Consider the following 22,272-nt stretch of genomic DNA (forward strand, 5'->3'; position numbering starts at 1 on the left):
GCGGCTATTTTACGCGTTTGCCAACAGCAAGCAAAAGGACGCTTTCCTGACTGAATTCGTCCTCATCGAGAATGCCGGCGATCTGGCCCTCGTGCATGACGGCAATGCGGTCAGAAACGCCGATCACCTCTTCCATGTCGCTGGAGATCATCAGGATCGCGACACCGGCATCGGCAAGCGCCCGCATCAGGCCGTAGATCTCGTTCTTCGCGCCGATATCGATGCCGCGTGTCGGCTCGTCGAAGATCATCACCTTCGGGCTCATCGACAACCATTTGGCAAGTACCACCTTTTGCTGGTTGCCGCCGGATAGGGTGCCGGTTCGGCTCGAAATAGAGGGCGCCTTGATGCCGAGGCGAACGCGCTGTTTTTCGGCCGCCGCCGTCTCCCGCTCGGCGGAAAGCATGAAGCGGCTGGCGAGCATGGGGAGATCGGCAAGGGTTATGTTCTGGGCGATCGAGAAATCGAGAAGAATGCCGTTGCGCTTTCGATCCTCCGGCACCAGGAAAATGCCGCGAGCAACGGCGTCCCGCGCGGAACGGACTGCAATTTTCTGCCCGTCCTGCAGGATGGATCCGCCGTAACTGCGATCAATGCCAAAGAGCACCTTGGCAAGCTCGGTACGGCCGGACCCGACGAGGCCCGCAAGTCCGAGGATTTCTCCATACCTGATTTCCAGATCAACGGGACGGCCGGGATAGGCCTCCGTGCGCACGGCACTTACCTTCAGCGCAATCGAGCCGGGTGAGCGCTGCGGCTTTGCAGTACGGGCCGCAAGCATCCGGCCGATCATCAGCTTGACCATCTGGTCGTGGCCGATGTCCGTCTTGGCGAGCGTGCCCACAAGCGCACCGTCACGGAGTACGACGACCCGGTCGGCTACGCGCTCAACCTCGTGGAGCCGATGCGAGATGAAAATAACACTGATGCCATCCGCCTTCAGCAATTTGATGATGCTGAGCAGCCGCTCGGTTTCAGCCAGCGGCAGGCTGGAAGTGGGTTCGTCGAAGATGACCAGCCGCGCGTTGATGGACAGCGCCTTGGCGATTTCCACCATCTGCTGCTCGGCCAGCGAAAGCGACGCCACGCGTGTGTCGGCGGAAAAATGCGCGCCCACGCGCCTCAAGAGCGGCTTCACCATGTCCCTTAGCCGATCGCGATCGACGAGCTTAAGAGGTCCCGCCTTCAGCGGTTCGCGCCCTAGGAAGATATTGGCAGCGACGTCAAGATTCTCAAAGAGATTGAGTTCCTGATGCACGAAGGCGATGCCGGACGAGATGCTCGATTCCACAGTGAGGAAACGAAGTTCTGCCCCGTCGAGCAGGATCGTGCCCCGATCCGGTGCGATCACACCGCCGAGAATCTTCATCAGTGTCGATTTTCCAGCCCCGTTTTCGCCGACAAGGCCGATGACCTCGCCTGGCATAATGTCCATCGACAGGCCCTCGAGCGCAACGACACCTGGATAGGTCTTGCCAACGCCGGAAAGCGAAAGAAATGGCTTTCCGGGCGCGCCCGGTGGCGGGATTTCGGAACTATGGTTCATCGGCTGTCCATGGCTGCTGATGCTGTCGGCACGAAATGCCTTTCGCGGCGGCGGTAGAGCCGCCGCGAAAGAGGTTATTTTCCAGCCATGGCCTTCAGGTTGGCAGCATACTTGTCAACGTCATCCTTACCGATGATCACCGTCGGAATGATGATCAAGCCGTCGGCGGGAATGCCGGACTTGTCGCCCTTGAGGTAGGCAGCCATCAATTTCATGCCCTGATAGGCCCATTCGAACGGCTGCTGCACGACGGTTGCCGCGATCGTACCTTCCTTGACGCCGCCGAGCGTGATCGGATCGTCATCAAAGCCGACGACGGTGATCTGGCCGAGTTTGCCTGCGTCGCGCAGCGCCTCATAGATACGCGGCGTGTTGTAGGAGTAGAAGCCGACCATGCAGGTCAAGTCGGGGCTGGCCACCAGCGCATCCTCCACGTTCTTCTTAGCGCGCGTCTGGTCGATGTCGTCACCGCGAACATCGACCAGCTCGATCTTGGTACCCTTGAGCCCTTCCTTCATCCCCTCGATGCGTTCGCGGGCGTTATCGGCGCCCAGCAGACCGACGAAGCCCATGCACTTTCCGCCGTCCGGCATCGCCTTCTTGGCGATTTCGGCGGCCTGTTTGCCGGCGTCGACGTTCGAAGAACCGATATAGGCGACGCGGTTGGTCTTCGGCGCGTCGCTGTCGGTGGTGAAGAGAGCCGTCTGCGAGCCGATCTTGTTGAGGCCGTCCGTCTGGGTCTTGGGATCGACAGCGGAGACCATGATCCCCTTGACGCCGGCGCTGACGAGATCTTCCATGAGACGCTGCTGAATGGCGACGGCCGCCTGCTCAGGATATTTCAGCTCCATGTTGTAGTCTGGCATCTCGCCCTGCGCCTTCTTCACCCCCGCCTCGGCGGCTTTCCAGAAGTCGGATGCTCCATTGACGACGAATGCGAGTGTCGGCTTGTCGGCGGCATGTGATGCAGCCATCGGCGCCGCACTCAGCATCAACGCAGCGAAAAACAAGGCTGCATTTTTCCGTTTCAGCTGTTTCATAATACTCCTCCCAAGGGCCGCGGTTGCGAGGGCCCGTTCGCGACTTACGGCCGGCCGATGCGCTCCCCTCCAAGGTCCGTCGCGAAGCGACGTGTGGCATATGTGCCGATCGCACCACGACGGTATACCAGAATCTAAATTAGTAAATAGTAATATTAATATCGATCAAAACATGTCGATGCTGGGTCAAATCCGCCCGCGGCGGCACAACTGCAAAAGCTTCGCGGGCGGGGAGCCTTTCAGTTGGATCTAACACTACTTTGGCAGATTAACTGGCCATTTACGATGATGGGCCATCTTGGGCACTTTCACAGGGGTGCGAAGGATGGCAGAGCTGGATGTTGCACTGGCAGATTGGCTGAAGCCGTTCGTTGAGAAGCTTGGTCACAAGAAGCGGCGACAGATGTGCCCGGTGTATATTTCGGGCCTCATCGGACCTGGCGATCGCAAGAGTATCGAGCCCATGGCGGAGCGCCTGGCACCTAATCGCTACGACCGCCTGCATCATTTCATCTCGGATGGGATTTGGGATGCCGGTCCCCTTGAGGCGGAACTGGCGGTGCAGGCCGACAAGCTTGTCGGGGCTTCAGATGCTTTTCTGGTGATCGACGACACAGGTCTGCCGAAGAAGGGCGACCATTCTGTTGGGGTCGCGCCGCAGTATGCGTCGATGCTCGGCAAGCGCGCCAATTGCCAGACGCTGGTGTCGTTGACGCTGGCTCGCGACGAGGTTCCTGTTCCCGTTGGCCTGCGGTTGTTCCTGCCCGACAGTTGGACGAGTGATCAGGATCGGATGGCGAAGGCTGGTGTTCCCGAGGAGATGCGTCTACCCCGCACCAAACCGGAGATCGCGCTCGACGAGATCGATCGGCTGATTGCCGCAGGCGTGCGGTTTGGCACCGTACTTGCGGATGCCGGCTATGGTCTGTCGGCTGCGTTTCGCCAGGGGCTCAGGGCACGCAATCTCACCTGGGCTGTCGGTATTCCCAAGCATCAGAAGGTTTATCCTCATGATGTCGCATTGGTCTTTCCTGTCGCCGGCCATGGACGGCCACGCAAGCATTCGATCCCCGATACGCTGTCGACCGCAGCCGAAACGATCTTGGAAGGAAACACCTGGAAGAAAGTCAGTTGGCGTCACGGCACAAAAGGTCGACTGACCGCACGCTTCGCTGCCCTGCGCATTCGGATTGCTGATGGCAACCCGCAACGCATCCTCGACAAGGGACAGCAGCATATGCCGGGCGAAGAGGCGTGGCTCGTTGGTGAATGGCGCTCAAACGACGAGCGCAAGTATTATCTCTCCAATCTACCGGCCGAGGCGACCCTGAAAGCTCTCGCGGCGGCCATCAAAGCGCGATGGGTCTGCGAGCAGGCCCATCAGCAGATGAAGGAAGAGCTCGGCCTCGATCACTTTGAAGGCCGATCATGGCAGGGTCTACACCGACACGCGTTGATGACGATGATTGCCTATGCCTTTCTTCAACATCAGCGCCTCAACAAGGCAAAGCGGGAAAAAAAGGAATAGGCACGGCCCGCCTAAGCCGACACTGCCAGCCATCCGGCGCGCGGTCATAGCCGCGCTCTCAAATCACCGTCCACCACAACGATGTCCTCACTGCCGTATCAGGTTCCAAATGACCTCAAATTCAATTCTGCCAAAGTAGTGCTAAAATGCATGTCTCTGAAATCCAGGTTTTTGCTCTTGAAGGAATCGAACCGGCGACCCCGTTGTTATAAGCTTTCTTTGTGCAAGATACCCATGACCAACCAATGGCTTGGGCTGCCCGGTGTGGCTGATTTTGGAGATAGAGACGTTCGCAGGCTTAACGGAAACCGGAAATACAGCCAGATCCCATAGGCGATAGTCTGCGGTGGAAAGCGGTGGTTCTTGTGGCTCATGGTCGGACTGTCCATAGCCCTCAATTATCCATCAGCCGTTATGCGACCAGCACCGTGGTAACGCTCCCGCGGCTCAAAACTTGTTGGCTGCAGATCCGTCCGGAACGCCAAACCGAGCAGGTCGAGGTCAAATCTGCGCCAGCTTTCGGGGCAAACAGTAAGACGACACGACGCAATTCAAGGTCATTGCTATGAAGCGGTCCGTTCCAAAAACGTCGTGATCGCCGCAATGACAATGGCATTTGCTTCCGCATGAACCGCGTGGTTCGCTCCAGGCACTTCGAGAAGTTCGCCCTTGGGGATTCGCTCGGCGATCAACCGGGAATGTTTGGGGGGGCAGATCCAGTCCTGCGCACCGCAGATAACCAGCGTCGGCACAGGGATGTCCTTGAGACGATCTCGCAGGTCGTAGAGCCGTTCCTTGAAGAGCGCATTGTGAGTTTCCGCATGTAGGCGCATGGTGCGGGTCCGTTCCAGCGCGGCATCTGGATCGAACTTCTCATAATAAAGCGGCTGCAGTGCGAGCCAGATGAGACGAAGCTCCGTATCGTCCTTCACCTTGTCGGAAAACATCTTGTCGAGCATCGACAGCGAGGCGCTCGTCGCCTTGTGAAGGCGCTCCTTGAACACCACCATCGCGTCGTCCTCGTGATGATAGCTCGCCGCCGTGCCGCGCAGGATCAGCCGGGAAAGGTTATGCCCATATTTGACGCCGTAGGTCAGCGCGATCATGCCGCCGAAAGAACCTCCCTCCAGGATGATCTTGCGGCCGCCGCACAGGTTCACGCGAAAGGCTTCGACGTCATCCGCCAATTGCTCGAATGTATAGGGCGGCGTCAGGCTGGTCTCGCCGCATCCGCGCTGGTCGTAGGCAATCAGGCGGTACTTGTCCGATAGCGGCTTGTAGGCGTTGAATTCGCCGCGGCGGTCGCCGATGCCCCTTCCCCCATGCAGAGCGATAATGGTTTCCGCGTCGGGATCGCCGATGTCATCGTAGACGAAGGTGGCGTTGTTCAGAGTCACTGTCGGCATAGATTGTCCTCGAACTGGCAAGCGCGCACCCCGCGCCCCCAGGAACGCGGGGTGCGGGATCATCGACTGGCAGGCTTCATGTCGAAGGCCCGGACCCAATCGTCGCCGCGCGGAGTCCAGGTGATGCGCTTGGAAAGCCCGAACGTTGCCGGCTGCGTGTAGAGGAAAAGCGCAGGAGCCTCGTCGCACATAACCTCGGTCGCCTTCTTGTAGGCCTCCTGGCGCTTGGACTTGTCCATGGTCGAACGGCCGTCCGCCAGCGCCTTGCCGAAATCTGCATTGTCCCAATAGGCGTAAATGTTGCCCGGCGCGAACAACGTCAGTAGACCGTCGGCATCGATCGTCGGCCAAGCCTGGCTGAGCAGGCTCAAGGGGGCAAGATCCTTCGTCTTCAGATACTTGTCCATGTAGGCGCTGAACTGCATCTCGACGATCTTTGTCTTGACGCCGATCTCTTCGAGCTGGCTCGCAACGGCCTGCACCACCTCCCCGCCGTTTAGATAGGTTCCGGACGGAACGTCGAACTCGATCGGTTCGGAAGGGGCGCCACCTGCCTGCTTCAACAGTTCGGCCGCCTTGTCCGGATCATAGGGATAAGGTTTCAGGTCCGGGTTGAAGCCGAAATAGGTCTTCGACATCACCTCGCAGCGGGCGATCTCGGCCTGGTCGTTGAAGATGGCCTTGACGATCCCTTCCTTGTCGACGGCGTAGTTGAGCGCCTGCCGGAACAGTTTGTTGTCGAGCGGCGGCTTTGTCGTGTTGAACTTGATGAACACGGTGCGTGTGCTCGGCACGGCGCCGGCCTGGGCGCTGCCATTGTCCTTGATGCGCTGGATTTCGGTGGTGGGGATCGAATTCACGAAATCGACTTCACCGGCAAGAAGGGCCGCGACGCGGCTCGCCGGTTCGGGGATGACGCGCATGACAACCTGGTCGAAGTCAGGCTTGCCGCCCCAGTATTTCGGATTGGCATCAAGCGTGAAGCTTTCACCCGGCTTGACGGAACTCAGCACGTAAGGACCGCCCGACGCCGTCTCGGTTGCCGGCTTGTGCTCCGCCGCCCATTTCGGCGGGAGAAGGAAGAACATCGAGAGCTGCTCGATCATCGCCGGATAGGGCGCGCTGGTCTTGATCTCGAGCTCGGTCGGACTGACGACCTTGACGTCGGAGATCAGCGCGAACCATGCCTTGATACGGGCATTGAGCGCCGGGTCCCGGACGCGGTCGAAATTCCATTTCACCGCTTCCGCGTCTATCTTCTCACCATCATTGAATGTCGCGTCCGACCGCAGCTTTATCCGCCAGGTTAGGTCGTCGACGTTTTTCCATTCGGTGGCCAGCGACGGCACGATCTTCATGTCGGGAGCACGTAGCACCAGCGATGGATAGATATGGCTGAGCAGGCTGAGATCGGTGCCGACCGATGCCGTCATGTGCGGATCGAACGTGTTGACCGTATTGGTGATGCCAATCGTCACCGTCTTGCCCTCGGCCAGCACCGTGGTCGACATCAGGGCGCTCAATGAAACGGCGGCGACCGCCGTAGATATCAGTTTCCAGTCCATGTTCCGTCTCCTTCTGGTTTGAGAATATTATTGTTTTTCATGCTGTTATGCGTAACTGCAAGGAACGGACTTTCCCCTATCGCGTATCCTTGAGAATAATGGGATCGAACTTTCCGGTATCGAGGAAGGTCTCGATCATCTGCCTATGGGGTTCGATGTCGATGCCGTTCTCCTTCAGCCAATCGGGGTTGTAATAGGTGGAGGTATAGCGGTCGCCGCTGTCGCAGATGAGCGAGACCAGTGAGCCTTCCTCGCCTGCCGCCATCATGCAGCCGGCGACCCAGCACAGGCCGAAGAAGTTGGTGCCCGTCGAACCGCCGACCCGCCGGAACAGCCGCTCCGACAGGACGTGCATGGCTGCAACCGACGCCGCATCCGGGATCTTAATCATGTGGTCGATGACGCCCGGAATGAAGGACGGTTCGACCCGCGGCCGTCCGACCCCCTCGATTCGCGAGGGCCTCTCGCAGGTAACGTTCACGTCACCGGCACAATACGCATCGTAGAAAGCGGAGTGTTCGACATCCACGACGCAGAGCCTTGTCGGGAAATTCCGGTAGCGGATATAGCGTCCGATCGTCGCCGAGGTGCCGCCGGTGCCGGCACTCATCACCACCCAGGCCGGATGCGGATGGCGCTCCGCCTGCATCTGCTCGAAGATACTCTCGGCGATGTTGTTGTTGCCGCGCCAGTCGGTCGCCCGCTCCGCATAGGTGAACTGGTCGAGATAATAGCCTCCAGCCTCCTCGGCCAGGCGCTGGGCGACATGATAGACCTCGCCGGGGCTTTCGACGAAATGGCAGCGACCGCCGAAGCGCTCGATCGCCTCGATCTTCTGGCGGCTGGTCGAGCGCGGCATCACCGCGATGAACGGCAGTTCCAGAAGATGGGCAAAATAGGCCTCGCTGACCGCGGTGGAGCCGGACGAGGCTTCCACCAGCGTTGTCTCCTTCCGGATTCGGCCGTTGCAGATGCCGTAGAGGAAGAGCGAACGGGCGAGCCGGTGCTTCAGGCTGCCGGTCGGATGGGTCGACTCGTCCTTCAGGTAGATCGAGATGCCCTTCAGCCCCTTGAAGACCGGGTTGACCAGATGGGTGTCGGCCGAGCGGCGGCCGTCACCCTGCAGGATGCCGATCGCGTGCCGCGCCCAGTCCCGATCCTCGCTTTCGGGCAGCCGCATCACCGGCGGGCAGGATTGCGTCTCAGACATGGGTCAGGCCTTTGCGGGAATGGCGATGACGGCCTCGACCTCGACCTTGGCGCCCCTCGGCAGAGCGGAGACCTCGAAAGTGGCGCGCGCCGGATAGGGCGCGGAAAAAGCAGCGCCATAGGCCTCGTTGATTGCCGAAAAACCGGAAAGGTCGGTCAGCAGGATCGTGGTCTTGATGGTCTTCGACAGGTCGGTGCCGGCCGCTTCGGCAATCGCGGCGATGTTCTTCAGGCACTGCTTCATCTGCTCGACGGCATCGTCGGAATTGAAATTGCCGGTCGACGGATCGATCGGAAGCTGCCCGGAAACGAACAGCAGATCTCCATGCTGGACAGCCTGCGAATAGGGCCCGATCGCGGCTGGAGCGTTTGCGGTCGATATGGCGTTCATGGTGTTCTCCTCGTTCGTGTTATCGGCCCTCGACCGGTGTCGAATGACCAAGTGTATGCATCAGGCGGTTGGCCCAGCCGAAGATCGCGGCGGAGTGGATGAGGTCGACGATCTCGGCTTTCGAAAGCCCGTGGTCTCGAAGCGCCTGCACCTGATCCCTGCCGACCTGCGCGGGCGTCTGCGACAGCGTCCTGCAAAAATCGACGATCGCCTGGATCTTCGGATCGAATGGACCGTCGAGACCGCGCGTGTAGATCTCCTCGACCACGTCAGAGCGGTCGGAAAGCTCCGCGTAGCGGCGCGCGTGGACGGAGGCACAATAGACGCAGCGGTTGACGGCGGAAGCGACCAGTGCGCCGAGTTCCCGCTCGGCCCGGTCGAGTCCTCCCTTTGCATACATGATGGCATTGAAGAGTTTAGTCCGGGCCACATAGGATTCCGGGTCGTGCGCGAGCGTGCGCACGTAGGGCGACACCTTGGTGTTGGAAGGCGTCACCTGCATAGCCGCAAGCTGCTCCTCCGTGGCGGTCGCCACGTCAACCGGCTCGATATAGGGCGCCCAGGCGAGTGCCTTAACCTTGAAACGCGACGCACTCATGCCACCAGCTCCAACGCTTCCAGGCCGATGATCACCCGTGCCTCGAAATTGACGAAGGCGATCAGCTCGGAGAGCGCGATGATCTGCGGGTTCGACAGTCCGGCGGCTTCGAGATGCTCGATATCGGCTTTGGTGTTGTTACGCGGCGTCTTGGTAACAAGGTCGGCATGGCGGACGAGCGCCTGTGTGAAGATACCGGCATTCGCCGGAAATTCGGCAGCGGAAGCGATCGCCGCCAGCGTCTCGTCGCTGCCTGTTTCCTCCAGCATCAGGCCATAGGTCCGCGCCAGATCATTCCGGCCGATCAGCCGCGCCATGCGGGCGGCGAGTGCTGCGCGCATGGCCGGGCCGATGTCGAATCCATGGCTGGGCGCCAGCACCGTCTGACGGCACAGTTCCGTCCCTTCCACATAGTCCGGCCGCTCACGGCGGATCCGGTACAGTTCGGAACCCGGCTTTATCCCTGACAGGATATCAATTTGATCCATATATTCAGTCCTCGTGCTGTTGTTCCGGCTCCGGTCCGCGCCATGCGCGGATCGAAACCAAGCAAGAATTCGGTGCGGTCGCCTGAGACAGGCGGGAAGCGGCCGTGATCGGCGTCAACGTATTGGGATTGCCGCCGTGATCGACGCCGTCGCCATCCGGGCGGAACCAGCCGCCGGTCGGCAGGACGGCCACACTTGGCATCACGCCCTCGTCGATCGTCACGGCTGCGATCACGCGGCCCCGGTCGTTGTAGAGTTCGCAAAGATCGCCATCCTCGGCGGCGAGTTCCTGTGCATCCAAGGCGCTCAGCGTCACCCGTTCGCAGCCCTTCAGCTTGGCGCCTTGGCTTGCGGGACCGTATTCAAGCTGTCCATGCAGACGGTGCGCAGGCTGTGGCGAAAGAAGATGGAACCGGTGTTGCGACGCAAGCGGCGCGCCGAGCCACTCCTCCGGCTCCATCCAGGCGGGATGCGGGCCGATATCGGGATAACCGAAGCTGCCGATCGTGCCGGAGGCAATCTCGATGCGGCCGCTCGGCGTCTTCAGTGGCACGCCTTCGGGGTCGTTCCGAAAGCTTTGGAAGTGATCGGCGGGCGCCGGCGCTTCCTCCCCTTCGTCCAGGACCGCAAAGCCCCGCGAGCGGAAGGACGGGAAATCGGGCAGTTCGGGGTATCGCTCGCGGTAACCTTCATAGATATGTACCAGCCAGTCGTCGATGCAGCGGTTTTCATCGAAGGCCTCGCGGCAGCCGAGCTTGTCGGCAATCAGGCGATATGCCTCGTGATCGGCAACCACCCCTTCCGGCGGTTCCATGACGCGCCGGCTGTAGACCAGCCAGTTGTCGCGTGAGGAGGCCACGACGTCGTCCCGCTCGAAGGGAAAGGCCGATGGAAGCACGATATCAGCCATCTTCGCGGTCGCGGTCCACATATTCTCCGTGACGATCACCGTCTCCGGACGCCGGAATGCTTCCGCAAGGCGATTGAGGTCCTGGTGATGATGGAACGGATTGCCGCCCGCCCACCAGAGGAGCCGGATATCGGGCAGTTCGAGGACCCGCCCGTCGTAGTCGATCCGGCCGCCCGGATTTTCAAGGAGCTCCGTGATGCGCGCCACCGGAATGAAATTGCGAACGGGATTCATTCCCTGATCGAATGCCGGACCTCTCAACCGGCGCACCGGCTGGCCCACCGCATTGACAGCGGTCAGGCCGAAGGCGAAACCGCCCCCCCTCCTGCCCACATGACCGGCCATGGAAGCAAGCGTGATCGCTCCCCAAAACGGCTGTTCACCGAAACGGGCGCGCTGCAGCGACCAGGCAACGTTGATCAGGCTGGGATAGTCGTGCAGGTCTTCGGCGATTTCGATGATCGTATCGGCCGGCACACCGGAGATTGCCGACGCCCAGGCCGCGTCCTTGGCAATGCCGTCCTTCTCTCCGATCAGATAGCTTTCGAACTCTCCGAAGCCCGTGGTGCAGCGCTTCAGGAACTCACAATCGAACAATCCCTCGGCCAACAGCCTGTGGCACATGCCGAGCATGACCGCCACATCCGTGTTCGGACGGACCGGGACGTGGCGAACATTCTGCCCTGGCGGCGCATCACTCGCCGCCGGGCTGAACACGACGATCCGAACGCCCCTTTCCTGGCAGCGCCTCAGCCACTCGCCCGCGCGATGGCTGCCGGTGCCCCCTGCCTCGACCTGCGCATTGGTCAGCCGGAAGCCGCCGAAACCGACGAGCAATTCACAATTCTCCGCAATGTCGCTCCAGGAGGGCGATGTATCGCAGGCGTCCTTGTAGTCGCTCCCCAGGATATGCGGCAGCAGCACGCCGGCCGCACCGTAGGAATAGGTGTTGACCGAAGACGTGAAGCCGCCGGCGAGATTGAGAAGCCGCTTGAGCTGGCTTTGCGCATGATGGAAACGGCCGGCGCTCGCCCAGCCGTAGGAGCCTCCGAAGATCGCCTGGTTTCCGTGGGTGGAGCGAACACGCCGCAATTCATCGGCGATCAGGCCGGCGACTGCGTCCCAGCCCACCGCGACGAATTCCTCCCTGCCCCGACCAAAGCCCGTTCCGGCAAGCGGACCATTTTCCAGCCAGGAACGCCGGACCATAGGCGCACGAATACGCTCGGGATGATCGGCAAGATCCAGATAACCGAGCCCCATTTCCGAAGGATCGGGATCATGCCGGAAAGGCGTGAGCAGCGGTTTCCCGTTCGTGCCAAAGCCGACCTCATAGGTTCCGAAATGGGTCGCGAACAGGTGCATTGCGCCTAGCCTCTCAAAACGAAGTGCCTATTCCCGACCGCCTGTAGCAAGGCATCCTCAGGCGGCAGGTTGGCATTGACGTCGAAAGCGATGGGTCGGCGGTTGCGCTCGATATCCGGGTCGGGAACCGGGATCGCCGAAAGGAGCGCCTTCGTATAGGGATGCTGCGGGTTCTCGAAGATCGCCTCACAGGGTCCGATCTCGACGATACGGCCGCGCAGCATCACCGCCACCCGGTGGCACAGGTAGCGGATCATTGACAGGTCATGGGCGATGAAGAGATAGGTCAGCCCCAGCTCGTCCTGCAGGTCCTGGAACAGGTTGACGATCTGCGCCTGGATCGACACGTCGAGCGCGGTGATCGGCTCGTCCGCAACGATGAAGGCCGGATTGAGCGCAATCCCCCGAGCGATGTTGACGCGTTGCCTCTGTCCGCCGGAAAACTCGTGCGGATAACGCTTCATGAACGAGGGGTCGAGGCCGACCTTCTTGAAGAGCGAGGCGACCCTGTCTTGCCGCTCCGACCGCGCCCCGGCAAACCCGTGCACGTCGAGCGGTTCGGCAACGAATTCGCCGACCGTCATGCGCGGATTAAGCGAAGCATAGGGATCCTGGAAGATGATCTGCATGTCGCGCCGGTAGGGCTTGAGCATCGCCTTGGAAAGACCGGTGATGTTCTTGTTCCTGAAGAGAATGTCACCGCTTGTCGGTGCCTCGAGCTGAAGCAGCACGCGTCCGGTCGTGCTCTTGCCCGAGCCGGATTCGCCGACGAGGCCGAGCGTTTCGCCGGCCGCAATGTCGAAGCTGACATTGTTGACCGCCTTGAACGCAACTGTCGAAGACCCAAACATCCCCCCTCTGCCACCATAGGCCTTGCAGAGCTGGTTGACGGAAACGAGAGGGGTGGCGCGAAGCTCGGTCATGTCTGTGCCTCCATGCGCGCAAGCTCGGCACGCAGGTCGTACCAGGCCGCCACCCGGTGGCCGGGAGTGCTGTCGGCAGCATCGACAAGCGGCGGCGTTTCCAACCTGCACCGCTCCGTGGCGAAGGGATTGCGCGGCGCGAAAGGATCGCCGACCGGTTCCTTCGTCAGATCAGGTGGATTGCCGGGAATCTGATAGAGCCGGTTGACACCGCGCCGGCCGCCATGTGGAAGCGATTTCAGGAGGCCCCAGGTGTAGGCGCTGCGCGGATCGTGGAAAACGGAGCGAACCGGGCCACGCTCCATGATGCGGCCGCCATACATGACCTGAACCGTGTCCGCGAGCCCGGCAACGACGCCCATGTCGTGGGTGATCCAGATGACGGTCGTGCCGATCTTGCGTTTCAGGTCCCGAACGAGATCGAGGATCTGCGCCTGGACCGTGACGTCGAGCGCCGTTGTCGCCTCGTCGGCGATCAGAAGCTTCGGATTGCAGGAAATGCCGATGGCGATCATCACCCGCTGACGCATGCCGCCGGAAAATTCATGCGGATATTGCCGGGCGCGGCGGGCGGCATCGGGAATGCCGACCAGTTCAAGAAGTTCGATCACCCGCGCCCGTGCCTGGCTCTTCGACATGCCGAAGTGCCGGCGCAGCGGCTCGGCGATCTGCCGCTCGATCGTCAGCACCGGGTTGAGCGAGGTCATCGGGTCCTGGAAGACGAAGCCGATCTCCTTGCCGCGCACCTCGAAAAGCTCACGTTGCGAGAGTCTCAGCAGGTCGCGGCCGTTGAAGATTACCTCGCCGCTGACGATGCGGCCCGGCGGCGTGGCGATCAGCCCGACCATCGAAAGCGCATGCACGCTCTTGCCCGAACCGGATTCGCCGACGATGCCGAGGGTCTCGCCCTCCTCAAGGATATAGGACACGTCGTTGACGGCATGCACCGTGCCGGACGGCGTGTCGAACGCGACGGTAAGATTACGGACCTCGAGCAGCGGAGCCATCGGACGCTCAGACCTCCAGGTAACCGCCGGCCGAGCGGGTCAAGTATTCGCGGCCTGCTTCGGTGATGAGGATCGTGTCGGAGATCTGCGTGGCGCAGACAGCTGGCACGCGGATATTGGGCTCGAAGGTGAAGATCATGCCCGGCTCCAGCACCAGCGGAGAATTGGCATCGAGCGAGGAATGCTCGTGGGCGCCGAGCCCGATCCCGTGACCGATGCGGCCCGGGATATTGGCGCCATAGCCGCGCTTCTTCAGGCCTTCGCGGGTCTTCTCAAAGAGTTCCCTGTAGGGTGTCCCAGGCCTGATGATCGCATCAACCTCCTCGCGGATTTCGAGAATGGTGTCGATCGCCCGCTTGTTGGCCTCCGGCAACGGACCGATGGCAACCGTCCTCTCGTTTTCCGCATGGATACCGTTGGCGATGGTCCAGATGAGGACCGAAGCCGCCTCGCCGCGCTGCGGCTTGCGCTGGGTGGGGTTGTCGCAGTTGAAGAACATGCGCGGGCCGGAGAGCACCCAGGTCCAGAGGCCGTTCTGAACGCCGCCCTCCAGGGAGCCGAAATCACAGACTTCCACATTGGGATAGTTTTCCGCCCAGAGCCTGTTCATCGCGTGCATCGAGGCGACCGCGACGTCCCGCTCCGTTCCGCCTGCCGCCAGCGTTTCGACCGCGGTATCCATGCCAAGGTCGGCGATCTTCGCGGCAATGCGCGCCTGGGCGATCTCGTCGGGATCCTTGATCAGCCGGCAATGATCGATGAGATGGCTGACATCGGTGAATGTCGCGTCCGGCAAAGCCTTGCGAAGCTGACCGAGCCGCTGGATCGAAATGAACTCCTCCTCGATCCCAACCGTCTTTGCGGCAACGCCGAGATCGCCGAGGATGGAGGCGAGCGCATCCTGCCAATTGGGTCCCATCGTCACCTTGGTGGACCATGCGCCATAGAGGCGAATATCCGGTACCCAGGCGCTCGCCCGGCCATGGTCGTCGCGCAACGCATGCACGAGCATGATCGGGTCGTGGTCGCGCGTGAGGATCGCGATCACCGGATGCGAATAGATGATCGGGTTGAAGCCGGTGAAATAGAAGCTGTTTTCCGGCTTGAAGGAAATGATGACATCGACGTCCTGTTTCGCCATGCCCGCCTTGAGGCGTCCGACGCGAGGCGGCAGGCTGGATGGGAATATCTTGTTCATCGCATGGTCCTCAATTTCGGATCGAAATAGTCGCGCAGCCAATCTCCCAGGAGGTTGACACTCAGCACGGTCAAAAGGATCGCGACGCCCGGAAAGGTGACGATCCACCAGGCCGTCGAGATGTAGACGCGGCCATCGGCCAGCATGCGGCCCCAGCTTGGGTTCGGCGGTTGCACGCCGAGGCCGAGGAAGGACAGCGCCGCATCCATGATGATGATGCGGGCGAGCTCCAGGGTCGCGACCACAAGCGCCGGCGTCAGGACGTTCGGCAGGAGATGCTTGATCATGATGCGCCAGGTCCCTGCCCCGATCGCATGGGCGGAGAGCACGAATTCCCTCTCCCGCAGCGCCAGAACCTGGCCGCGGATGATGCGCGCGTAGCGCAACCAGCTCGTCAGCGCGAGCACGACGACGAGGTTGGTGGTGGACGGCCCCAGCGCCGCGATCACCAGAAGTGCGAGCAGCATCAGAGGCAGGGCGAGCTGGATGTCGACGACGCGCATCAGCACCCGATCGACCGTGCCGCGATAATAGCCGGCGACGATGCCGAGAAGCGTGCCGACGATGCCGCCGAGAACGACGGCGGCCGTGGCGATTGTCAGCGTCACCCGGCTCCCGTAGACAATACGCGAGAGGATGTCGCGGCCGAGTTCGTCGGTGCCGAGCGGATGGGCGCCCGGCGAAAAAAGCCCTGTCCAGGTTGGCGGCGCCATGCGGGCGACGAGGTTCGAGCGCGTCGGGACCTGCAGGCCTAGATAGGGTGCAAGCAGCGCGGCCAGAACGAAGACCACGACGAGCACGTAGCCGAATAGTCCGGCGCGGCTTTTCAGGAGGGCGAGGAAGAAGGACTTCATGAGCCGCCCCCTTATTGCCGGCTGATGCGCGGATCGAGCACGCCATAGAGCAGGTCGACCAGCAGATTGATGAGGATGAAGATAGCCGCGACGAGAGCGACACCCGCCTGAATGACCGGGAAATCCTGGGCCTGGATCGCCTGCATGATGATGCGTCCGACGCCCGGCCAGGCAAACACCGTCTCGATGACCACCGAACCGCCGAGCAATTCACCGGCGATGATGCCGATCATCGTGACGACCGGGATCAGCGCGTTGCGGGCGATATGCCAGAAAAATACCGTGCGCGGCATGAGGCCCTTGGCGCGGGCGGTGCGGACGTAGTCCTCGCGCATGATATCGAGCAGCGACGATCGCAGAAGCCGGGCAATGGAGGCGGAGACGAAGACCGCAAGCGTCAGTCCCGGCAGGACCAGATGAGCGATCGTGCCCGAGCCACCGGTCGGTAGCCAGCCGAGATCGACCGAAAAGACGAGGATCAGCATGATGCCGAGCCAGAAGACGGGTGTCGCCTGCCCCAGCAGGGCCGCGATCATGACGATGAATTCAGAGATGGTGCCGCGCTTCAAGGCGGCAACCGCGCCGGCGGCGCCGCCGATCAGCGTGCCGAAGAGCAATGCGGTCCCGGCAAGCTCGACGGTCGCCGGCATGCGTTCGAGAACGACATCCATCGCCGGGCGTGTATGCTGAAACGAGATGCCGAAATCTCCGCGCAGCATCGCGAACATGGAAAGGGCATATTGTTCGAGGATCGGCCGATCGAGACCAAGGGTGATCCGCAGCGCGTCGATCTCCTGCTGGTCGGCTCCGACCGGAAGCAGCAGCACCGCAGGATCGCCCAGCACGCGGCTGACGAAGAACACGATGGTCACCACACCCCAGATGGCGAGCAGCGCTTCTGAGAGCTTGACTGCCAGGTAGCGCTTCATGGGCAAGGCCTCGCAGCGGCAAGAACCGTGTCTCTCATTCCGCTGCACCCTTTTCGAGATCGTCGAGCAGCGCGGCGGAATCGGTCCACTCGTCGCCAAGCAATTCCGGCGTCTCGTACGCCAGGAGGTTGGCGAAATGGGTTTCGCGATCAGCGACGAAGAGGCTGCGGGCGATGCCTCGCGCCAGCCGGCGCCCGCCATCACTGACGGCCGGGATGTCGCCCGACAGCTTTCCGTGGCTGAGCGACGCCGGATAGTTGAAACAATGGACAAGGCGCAGCGACGGGCAGCTTCCCGGCATCTTTTCGAGGAATTCGAAGTCGGGACCGAGATAGGGCGAAGTCGCGAGTTCACCGTTCTCCATGCCCTCGGCGGGCGCGTAGGTGTCCTGCCAGAACCGGATGAACGGCGCGAAGTGGTGAAGTTCCGGCCGCTCATCGAGATCCACCCGGAAGCCTGTCGCGAAGACGACGAAGTCGTACTCCAGGTCGCCGCGGCTGGTCTCGACAATCACCCGACCGCCCTTCTCACGCAGGCCGCGCACCCCCGTCGCCAGAAAGAAGCGGCCGTTGGGATGACGGGAGACCCGCAGCGTGGAGTCCCGCGGCGGCGGCGTCTGGGCGCCCAGCACATAGTCCATGAACTTCCACTTCCAGTCGTCGCTCAGGCCCGCAAAGCCGTGAACGACGCCCTGGCTGGAAATGCCGGTGAACTTGTTGATGCGCGGCATCTCCTTGCGGCGAATGACCATGTCGACAGCGGCCGCCCCCGCTTCGAGGGCGGTTGCAGCATTGTCCATGGCCGAGGCCCCGGCACCAATGACGGCGACGCGCTTGCCCTTCAGGGCCGCAAAGTCGATGTCATCGGCCGAGTGCGCCCAGAACCTGCGGTCCACGTGGCGCACGAAGTCAGGAACGTAGCCGCCGCCGAGGCCGTCGCGGCCGGTCGCAAGCACAACATGCCTTGCGTAAAGCCGTTCCTCCCTTCCACTTGCCAAATCGGTCGCATCAAGCGCGATCAGGTCGTCATTGGCCGGCGCCATGGCGGTGACGGCGACGCGGTTTCGAACCGGCAGGTCAAGCACCTTGCGATACCAGACCAGGTAGTCCATCCATTGTTCTTTGGGGATCTTGCCAAGCGCTTCCCAGGCCTCCGCGCCAAACTGCGCCACATACCAGGCGCGGAAGGTCAACGATGGCAGGCCGAGGGCCGGGCCTGTCAGTTGCTTGGGCGAGCGGAGCGTCTCCATGCGGGCGAACGTGACCCATGGCCCTTCGAGCCCCTGTGGAGCCCTGTCCAGGCAGACGATTTTGTGGATACCAAGCATCTTCAGCGATGCGGCCGCCACAAGCCCGCACATGCCGGCGCCGATGACGACGGCGTCATAGACACGCTTGCCATCGTATTCGGTCGCCGGCACCCACTCCTTGGGAGGAAGCTCGAGGAGCGAAAGGTCGTCGGCCAATCTGCTTTCGAGACCTGCCAGACCCGTCGCCAGCTGCTTGGCTTGGATGTTCAAGATCAATGCTCCTGTGCCTGTTGGCCGGCGCCGAACGTGGCATCGGCAACGCGTTCGATATGACCCGGATCATGGGCGATGAAACCGGGCATGCGGGCGGCTGAAATCCTGATGATCAACTGGATGAGCTCAAGGACGCCATCCGGAAGCGGCCTGGAAGCCGCCGAGAAAATTCCCCAGAGAAACGGGACGTTCATGTCCAGAGGGCGGATTTCGACATTCTTCAACTCGACGCCATAGGCGGTAGCGGGCTCGACGATCGCGATGCCGAAGCCGGTCGCCGCGAGTTGCAACGCATTGAGCGCCGCGTTGGTGTCCACGATGCGCGACGGCCGGACACCGGCAACCTCAAGAGCCTGGTTGACGCGGCGGCGCAGGCGGAAGGGGTTTGCCATGGTGATCAGGCAACGATCGGCGAAATCATCCATGGAAATCGTCGGCTTGGCGGCCAGAGGATCATCCACCGCGACCGCCGCCACGCACGGCGACTGGAAGAGGCCATGAATTTCAAGACCAGGATGCTCGACCGGCAGCGATGCAACACAGAGATCAGCCGTCCGGGCAAGTACGGACTGGACCGCGGCCTCGGCGGAAATGCTGCGCAGATGGATGTTCCGGGGAAGCAGGCTTTCCGGCATCTCGGCCAGCGCCAGGGGAAGAAGACCGCTCGCGAAAGCCGGGATCGCGGCAATCTCGATAGGACCCAGTTCCGCGGACGCAATCGTCTTCGCCCGCTCCTGCAACTGGCCGATCCCGGTCAGAAAACGTTCAGCATCGGCATGGAAGGCAATCGCCTTGGACGTCGGCGTTATGCGCGGGCCGTTCCGTTCGAAGAGCGGAAATCCGACGGAAGCCTCCAGTTCCTGGACAAGCCGTGTCACCTGGGATTGCGAACGGTCCAAGAGGCGTGCCGCGGCAGTGATACTGCCCGCCGACATGACCGCAAGAAAGACTTCGAGCTGCTTGATTTCCATCGCCAACCAATAATGCGCAAATTGCAGCATCAATCTATATCAATTCGTTTAATGCATAATGAGGTTTGAGGCAATAGAAAATCCCGCCTAAAAAATAGGCTTTGGAAGGGATGTCAGGTCTTGGAAGGGTCTTCCGAAATAGCTGGACGCGTTACACGAGAACTGCCGGGTGTAACCACACGGATTGCGAGCAAGCATCTTGCATTCGATTAAAGGTCAGGTGTCACCGTCTGGCGGCAACCATCGTCACGCCTATAGGCTCGGCAGGCTGTCGTGCTTGCGAAAGCTGGTCAGCTTCGACGCCTGATGCTCGATCGCATCGATCAATCGCCGGACGGTCGCCGACAGAGGAAGTCCCGTCGCCGTGATCACGCCCCAATGGAACGGGACATGGAAGCTCAGGGGAATGACGGAGACGTCCTTGATCGGCAAGCCGCTCAGAGTGACCGACTCGACGATTGCCACTCCAAGCCCCGCGCGCGCCAGCGAAAGCGAGACATAGGTAGCGTTGCTGTCGATGACGCCGCCGGGCTCGATGCCATTCTCGGCAAATGCGCGGTCGATACGCATCCGCAGCCGGTACGGATTTGCCGAGGCGATCAAGCGGCGGCCGTGCAGGTCGGCCGGTTGCAGCATCTCCTTCCCCGCCAGTTCGTCGCCAGCGGCCACGATGGCCACGCATGGCACCTCCCCTATCCAGTGGACGTCGATCCCCGGATTGTCGAGCGGCAGGCTGGCGACGCCCACATCGGCCGTCCGCGCCAAAACCGCCTGGACGACATTCTCCGAAGCGATGCTCTGCACATGCACATGTTCGGGAAAGAGTTCCGCTGGCAACTCCTGCAACGCAAGCGGGATCACGCTCGCCGCGATCGCCGGGATCGATGCAAGTTCCACCGCCTTCGCCTGAGCCGTCTCGATTTGCCTGGCCCTTTCGCTGATGGTGCGCAGCCCGCTGAGGAACAGCTCTGCCTGCGAGAAGAAGGCGACCCCCTGTTCTGTCGGTGCGATCCGCGGCCCGTTGCGATGCAGGACCGGAAAACCCAGTTCCTGCTCCAGTTCCTGGATGAGCCTCGTCACCACCGGCTGGGATTTTCCAAGCGCCTTGGCGGCACCCGTCATACTGCCGATGGACATCACGGCCACGAAAGCCTCCAATTGCCGCGTATCAAGATATTCCGGAGGCATAGGGTTTCCCGTCTTCGCTCTTACGAGTGACATTCCAGCATTCGTCAACGTGGTTGGTATAGCCATCTTATCCCTGGCAGACCAGTCCGGTTGAGAACGGGCGCTTCTCGGTTTGAGCGGTCGTGCGATCCTTTTCACGCGCTCGCCTTGCTCCAAAGCGCGATACGCCCATCGAAGGGGTCGGCGACGACACGAAAATCCCCGCTATCCATATGGAGCACCTCTGGCTGCAAGGCGGAATAGCAAGGCCAGTCACCGGTCGGCGACTGCGGCAGCTCGTCGCGAATGAAGGAAACCCAGACATCGTGAACAGCCGTCGCGACATCCGGTTGGGTGACGGCCTGCCGCATCGGCAGATGACTGACGTCCATGCCGCGCCGGTACCAGACCTCGCCGACTTCGGCGCCGTGCGGCGCCCCGAGTTCGTCCAGCTCGATCGGCCCGTAGAGGTATTTGTAAACAGGCTGGCGGATCGCGTGCAGCCGTGCGAAGCGCGTCGCCGGGTTCTGGAAGACAAGATCGCCTCCGATGGCGCGCCGGATGCCGCGTGGAGAATGATCCGGAAGCGCCTGACGGTAGCGCTCGACGATTTCGGTGCCGGTCAGCCCCATCGGCCGCACGCGTTCGTGCAGCAGGCCTGCGGCGATCTCGAAATCCATGTCTGGCTGCGCCGTCGCATGGGTCACGTACTCGCCGGTCGTGCAGCCGATCATCATCGGCACGGCGACCGTTTCGCCGCCCACCGCTGCTGCCTCCGGATGCCGAGGAAGCGAGACGCCGTCGATGACCGGGACGAAGGGTACGCCCAGCATCGACGCGGAACCATCGCGATCGAAATCGTGTCGCTCATAGGATTCGTTGCAGAGATCGCACTGCGCAGCCAGCAAGGCCTCGAAGGAGAGCTCGTGAAGCTCCGCCTCGGTCACCTGCAAAGAGTCGAGCATGCGACGATTGAGCTTCTGTGCATCCTCCATCGTGGAAATGCCGGTGCTCGCTCCGCTTTGCGGCATCGCCCTGGCGAAGAGACCATGCGCCGCCGGCATGGCCATGACCGCGGCAATCGCAAAGCCACCGGCAGAACGGCCCGCGAAGGTGACACGCCTCGGGTCGCCGCCGAAGGCTTCGATATTATCGCGCACCCATTGAAGTGCGGCGATCTGGTCGAGCAGGCCGCGATTGTCCGGCGAACCGTCGTTCAGATGCAGGAAGCCGAGTGCACCGAGGCGGTAGTTGACGGTGACCTCGACGATGTCACTGGCCGCAAAGGCGCCGCTTTGCAGAACGGCCTCGTTCGCCGAACCGACGGCATAGCCGCCGCCATGGATCCAGACGAGGACAGGAGCGGAACCGGTTATCGACGGCGTCCGGATATTGACCGTCAGGAAGTCCGTGCCGAATTCCAGTCTCGATGCGGCCGCCTTGCCCACGGGACCGTAGGTCGGGATCTGCGGACAGACTGCGCTGAGTGTCCTGGCCGAGCGGATGCCGGACCACCGGGGCACCGGCTGCGGCGCTGCAAAGCGCCGCTCCGGCGTGATCGGCGCGGCATAGGGTATCCCGAGAAAGACGTGATATCCGTTTTCCCGAAACCCTTCGACGGGACCGCCCGTTGTTTCGACAATTGTCACGGCGAC

General features: G+C 61.7%; 18 protein-coding genes and 1 pseudogene. 1 reads left to right on the forward strand and 18 read right to left on the reverse strand.

The genetic code is table 11. The features are described 5' to 3' along the window. Positions 1–4: 4 nt before the first annotated feature. Both KQ933_RS30550 and KQ933_RS30555 read right to left on the reverse strand, forming a co-directional pair. A complete protein-coding gene (locus KQ933_RS30550) occupies positions 5–1,546 on the reverse strand; it encodes a sugar ABC transporter ATP-binding protein (protein ID WP_216759744.1) in 1,542 nt (513 codons plus the stop codon). A gap of 74 nt (positions 1,547–1,620) precedes the next feature. After that, positions 1,621–2,586, reverse strand: coding sequence for a sugar-binding protein (locus KQ933_RS30555; protein WP_216759745.1), 966 nt, complete (start codon positions 2,584–2,586; stop codon positions 1,621–1,623). Positions 2,587–2,911: 325 nt separating this feature from the next. Between KQ933_RS30555 and KQ933_RS30560 the strand changes: the two are divergent. Further along, positions 2,912–4,108 (forward strand): annotated as a pseudogene (locus tag KQ933_RS30560) (IS701 family transposase); the annotation flags it as partial. A 569-nt stretch (positions 4,109–4,677) separates the two neighbouring features. Here the strand turns inward: KQ933_RS30560 and KQ933_RS30565 are convergent. The 16 genes from KQ933_RS30565 to KQ933_RS30640 all read right to left on the reverse strand — a co-directional run bounded on the left by KQ933_RS30565 (position 4,678) and on the right by KQ933_RS30640 (position 22,266). Continuing rightward, the gene (locus KQ933_RS30565; RefSeq protein WP_216759748.1) at positions 4,678–5,520 is read right to left on the reverse strand and encodes an alpha/beta fold hydrolase; all 843 of its coding nucleotides are present in this window, start codon (positions 5,518–5,520) and stop codon (positions 4,678–4,680) included. Positions 5,521–5,579: 59 nt separating this feature from the next. After that, positions 5,580–7,085: an ABC transporter substrate-binding protein gene (locus KQ933_RS30570; protein ID WP_216759749.1), complete on the reverse strand. Its 1,506-nt coding sequence runs from the start codon at positions 7,083–7,085 to the stop codon at positions 5,580–5,582. Between the two features lie 76 nt (positions 7,086–7,161). Beyond that, positions 7,162–8,295, reverse strand: coding sequence for a PLP-dependent cysteine synthase family protein (locus KQ933_RS30575; protein WP_216759750.1), 1,134 nt, complete (start codon positions 8,293–8,295; stop codon positions 7,162–7,164). A gap of 3 nt (positions 8,296–8,298) precedes the next feature. Next, positions 8,299–8,685, reverse strand: a complete 387-nt coding sequence (locus KQ933_RS30580) for a Rid family detoxifying hydrolase (RefSeq protein WP_216759752.1) — start codon at positions 8,683–8,685, stop codon at positions 8,299–8,301. 19 nt (positions 8,686–8,704) lie between these two features. Beyond that, positions 8,705–9,283, reverse strand: coding sequence for a peroxidase-related enzyme (locus tag KQ933_RS30585; RefSeq protein ID WP_216759754.1), 579 nt, complete (start codon positions 9,281–9,283; stop codon positions 8,705–8,707). Further along, positions 9,280–9,771 carry a CMD domain-containing protein gene (locus KQ933_RS30590; RefSeq protein WP_216759755.1) on the reverse strand — a complete coding sequence of 164 codons (492 nt, stop codon included), beginning with the start codon at positions 9,769–9,771 and terminating at the stop codon, positions 9,280–9,282. The genes KQ933_RS30585 and KQ933_RS30590 overlap by 4 nt, the downstream gene beginning before the upstream one ends. A 4-nt stretch (positions 9,772–9,775) precedes the next feature. Then, positions 9,776–12,046 carry a molybdopterin-dependent oxidoreductase gene (locus KQ933_RS30595; RefSeq protein ID WP_216759757.1) on the reverse strand — a complete coding sequence of 757 codons (2,271 nt, stop codon included), beginning with the start codon at positions 12,044–12,046 and terminating at the stop codon, positions 9,776–9,778. 5 nt (positions 12,047–12,051) lie between these two features. Beyond that, positions 12,052–12,969 carry an ABC transporter ATP-binding protein gene (locus tag KQ933_RS30600; RefSeq protein ID WP_216759758.1) on the reverse strand — a complete coding sequence of 306 codons (918 nt, stop codon included), beginning with the start codon at positions 12,967–12,969 and terminating at the stop codon, positions 12,052–12,054. Next, positions 12,966–13,976: an ABC transporter ATP-binding protein gene (locus tag KQ933_RS30605; RefSeq protein ID WP_216759760.1), complete on the reverse strand. Its 1,011-nt coding sequence runs from the start codon at positions 13,974–13,976 to the stop codon at positions 12,966–12,968. Before KQ933_RS30605 ends, KQ933_RS30600 begins: the two co-directional genes overlap by 4 nt. Before the next feature lie 7 nt (positions 13,977–13,983). Beyond that, positions 13,984–15,174, reverse strand: a complete 1,191-nt coding sequence (locus KQ933_RS30610) for a Xaa-Pro peptidase family protein (protein WP_216759762.1) — start codon at positions 15,172–15,174, stop codon at positions 13,984–13,986. Next, on the reverse strand, positions 15,171–16,028 hold the full coding sequence (locus KQ933_RS30615; protein WP_216759764.1) for an ABC transporter permease: 858 nt from the start codon (positions 16,026–16,028) through the stop codon (positions 15,171–15,173). The genes KQ933_RS30610 and KQ933_RS30615 overlap by 4 nt, the downstream gene beginning before the upstream one ends. A gap of 11 nt (positions 16,029–16,039) precedes the next feature. Further along, the gene (locus KQ933_RS30620; protein WP_216759766.1) at positions 16,040–16,957 is read right to left on the reverse strand and encodes an ABC transporter permease; all 918 of its coding nucleotides are present in this window, start codon (positions 16,955–16,957) and stop codon (positions 16,040–16,042) included. 34 nt (positions 16,958–16,991) lie between these two features. Further along, positions 16,992–18,476 (reverse strand): NAD(P)/FAD-dependent oxidoreductase, encoded by a 1,485-nt coding sequence (locus tag KQ933_RS30625; RefSeq protein WP_253958372.1) that lies wholly within the window; start codon positions 18,474–18,476, stop codon positions 16,992–16,994. A gap of 2 nt (positions 18,477–18,478) precedes the next feature. Further along, a complete protein-coding gene (locus tag KQ933_RS30630; RefSeq protein ID WP_253958373.1) occupies positions 18,479–19,480 on the reverse strand; it encodes a LysR family transcriptional regulator in 1,002 nt (333 codons plus the stop codon). A gap of 222 nt (positions 19,481–19,702) precedes the next feature. Then, positions 19,703–20,587 carry a LysR family transcriptional regulator gene (locus KQ933_RS30635; RefSeq protein WP_253958444.1) on the reverse strand — a complete coding sequence of 295 codons (885 nt, stop codon included), beginning with the start codon at positions 20,585–20,587 and terminating at the stop codon, positions 19,703–19,705. A 185-nt stretch (positions 20,588–20,772) separates the two neighbouring features. Next, the gene (locus KQ933_RS30640; RefSeq protein WP_216759769.1) at positions 20,773–22,266 is read right to left on the reverse strand and encodes a carboxylesterase/lipase family protein; all 1,494 of its coding nucleotides are present in this window, start codon (positions 22,264–22,266) and stop codon (positions 20,773–20,775) included. Between the last annotated feature and the right edge of the window lie 6 nt (positions 22,267–22,272).

It is taken from the genome of Rhizobium sp. WYJ-E13, from assembly GCF_018987265.1.
Taxonomy (GTDB): domain Bacteria; phylum Pseudomonadota; class Alphaproteobacteria; order Rhizobiales; family Rhizobiaceae; genus Rhizobium.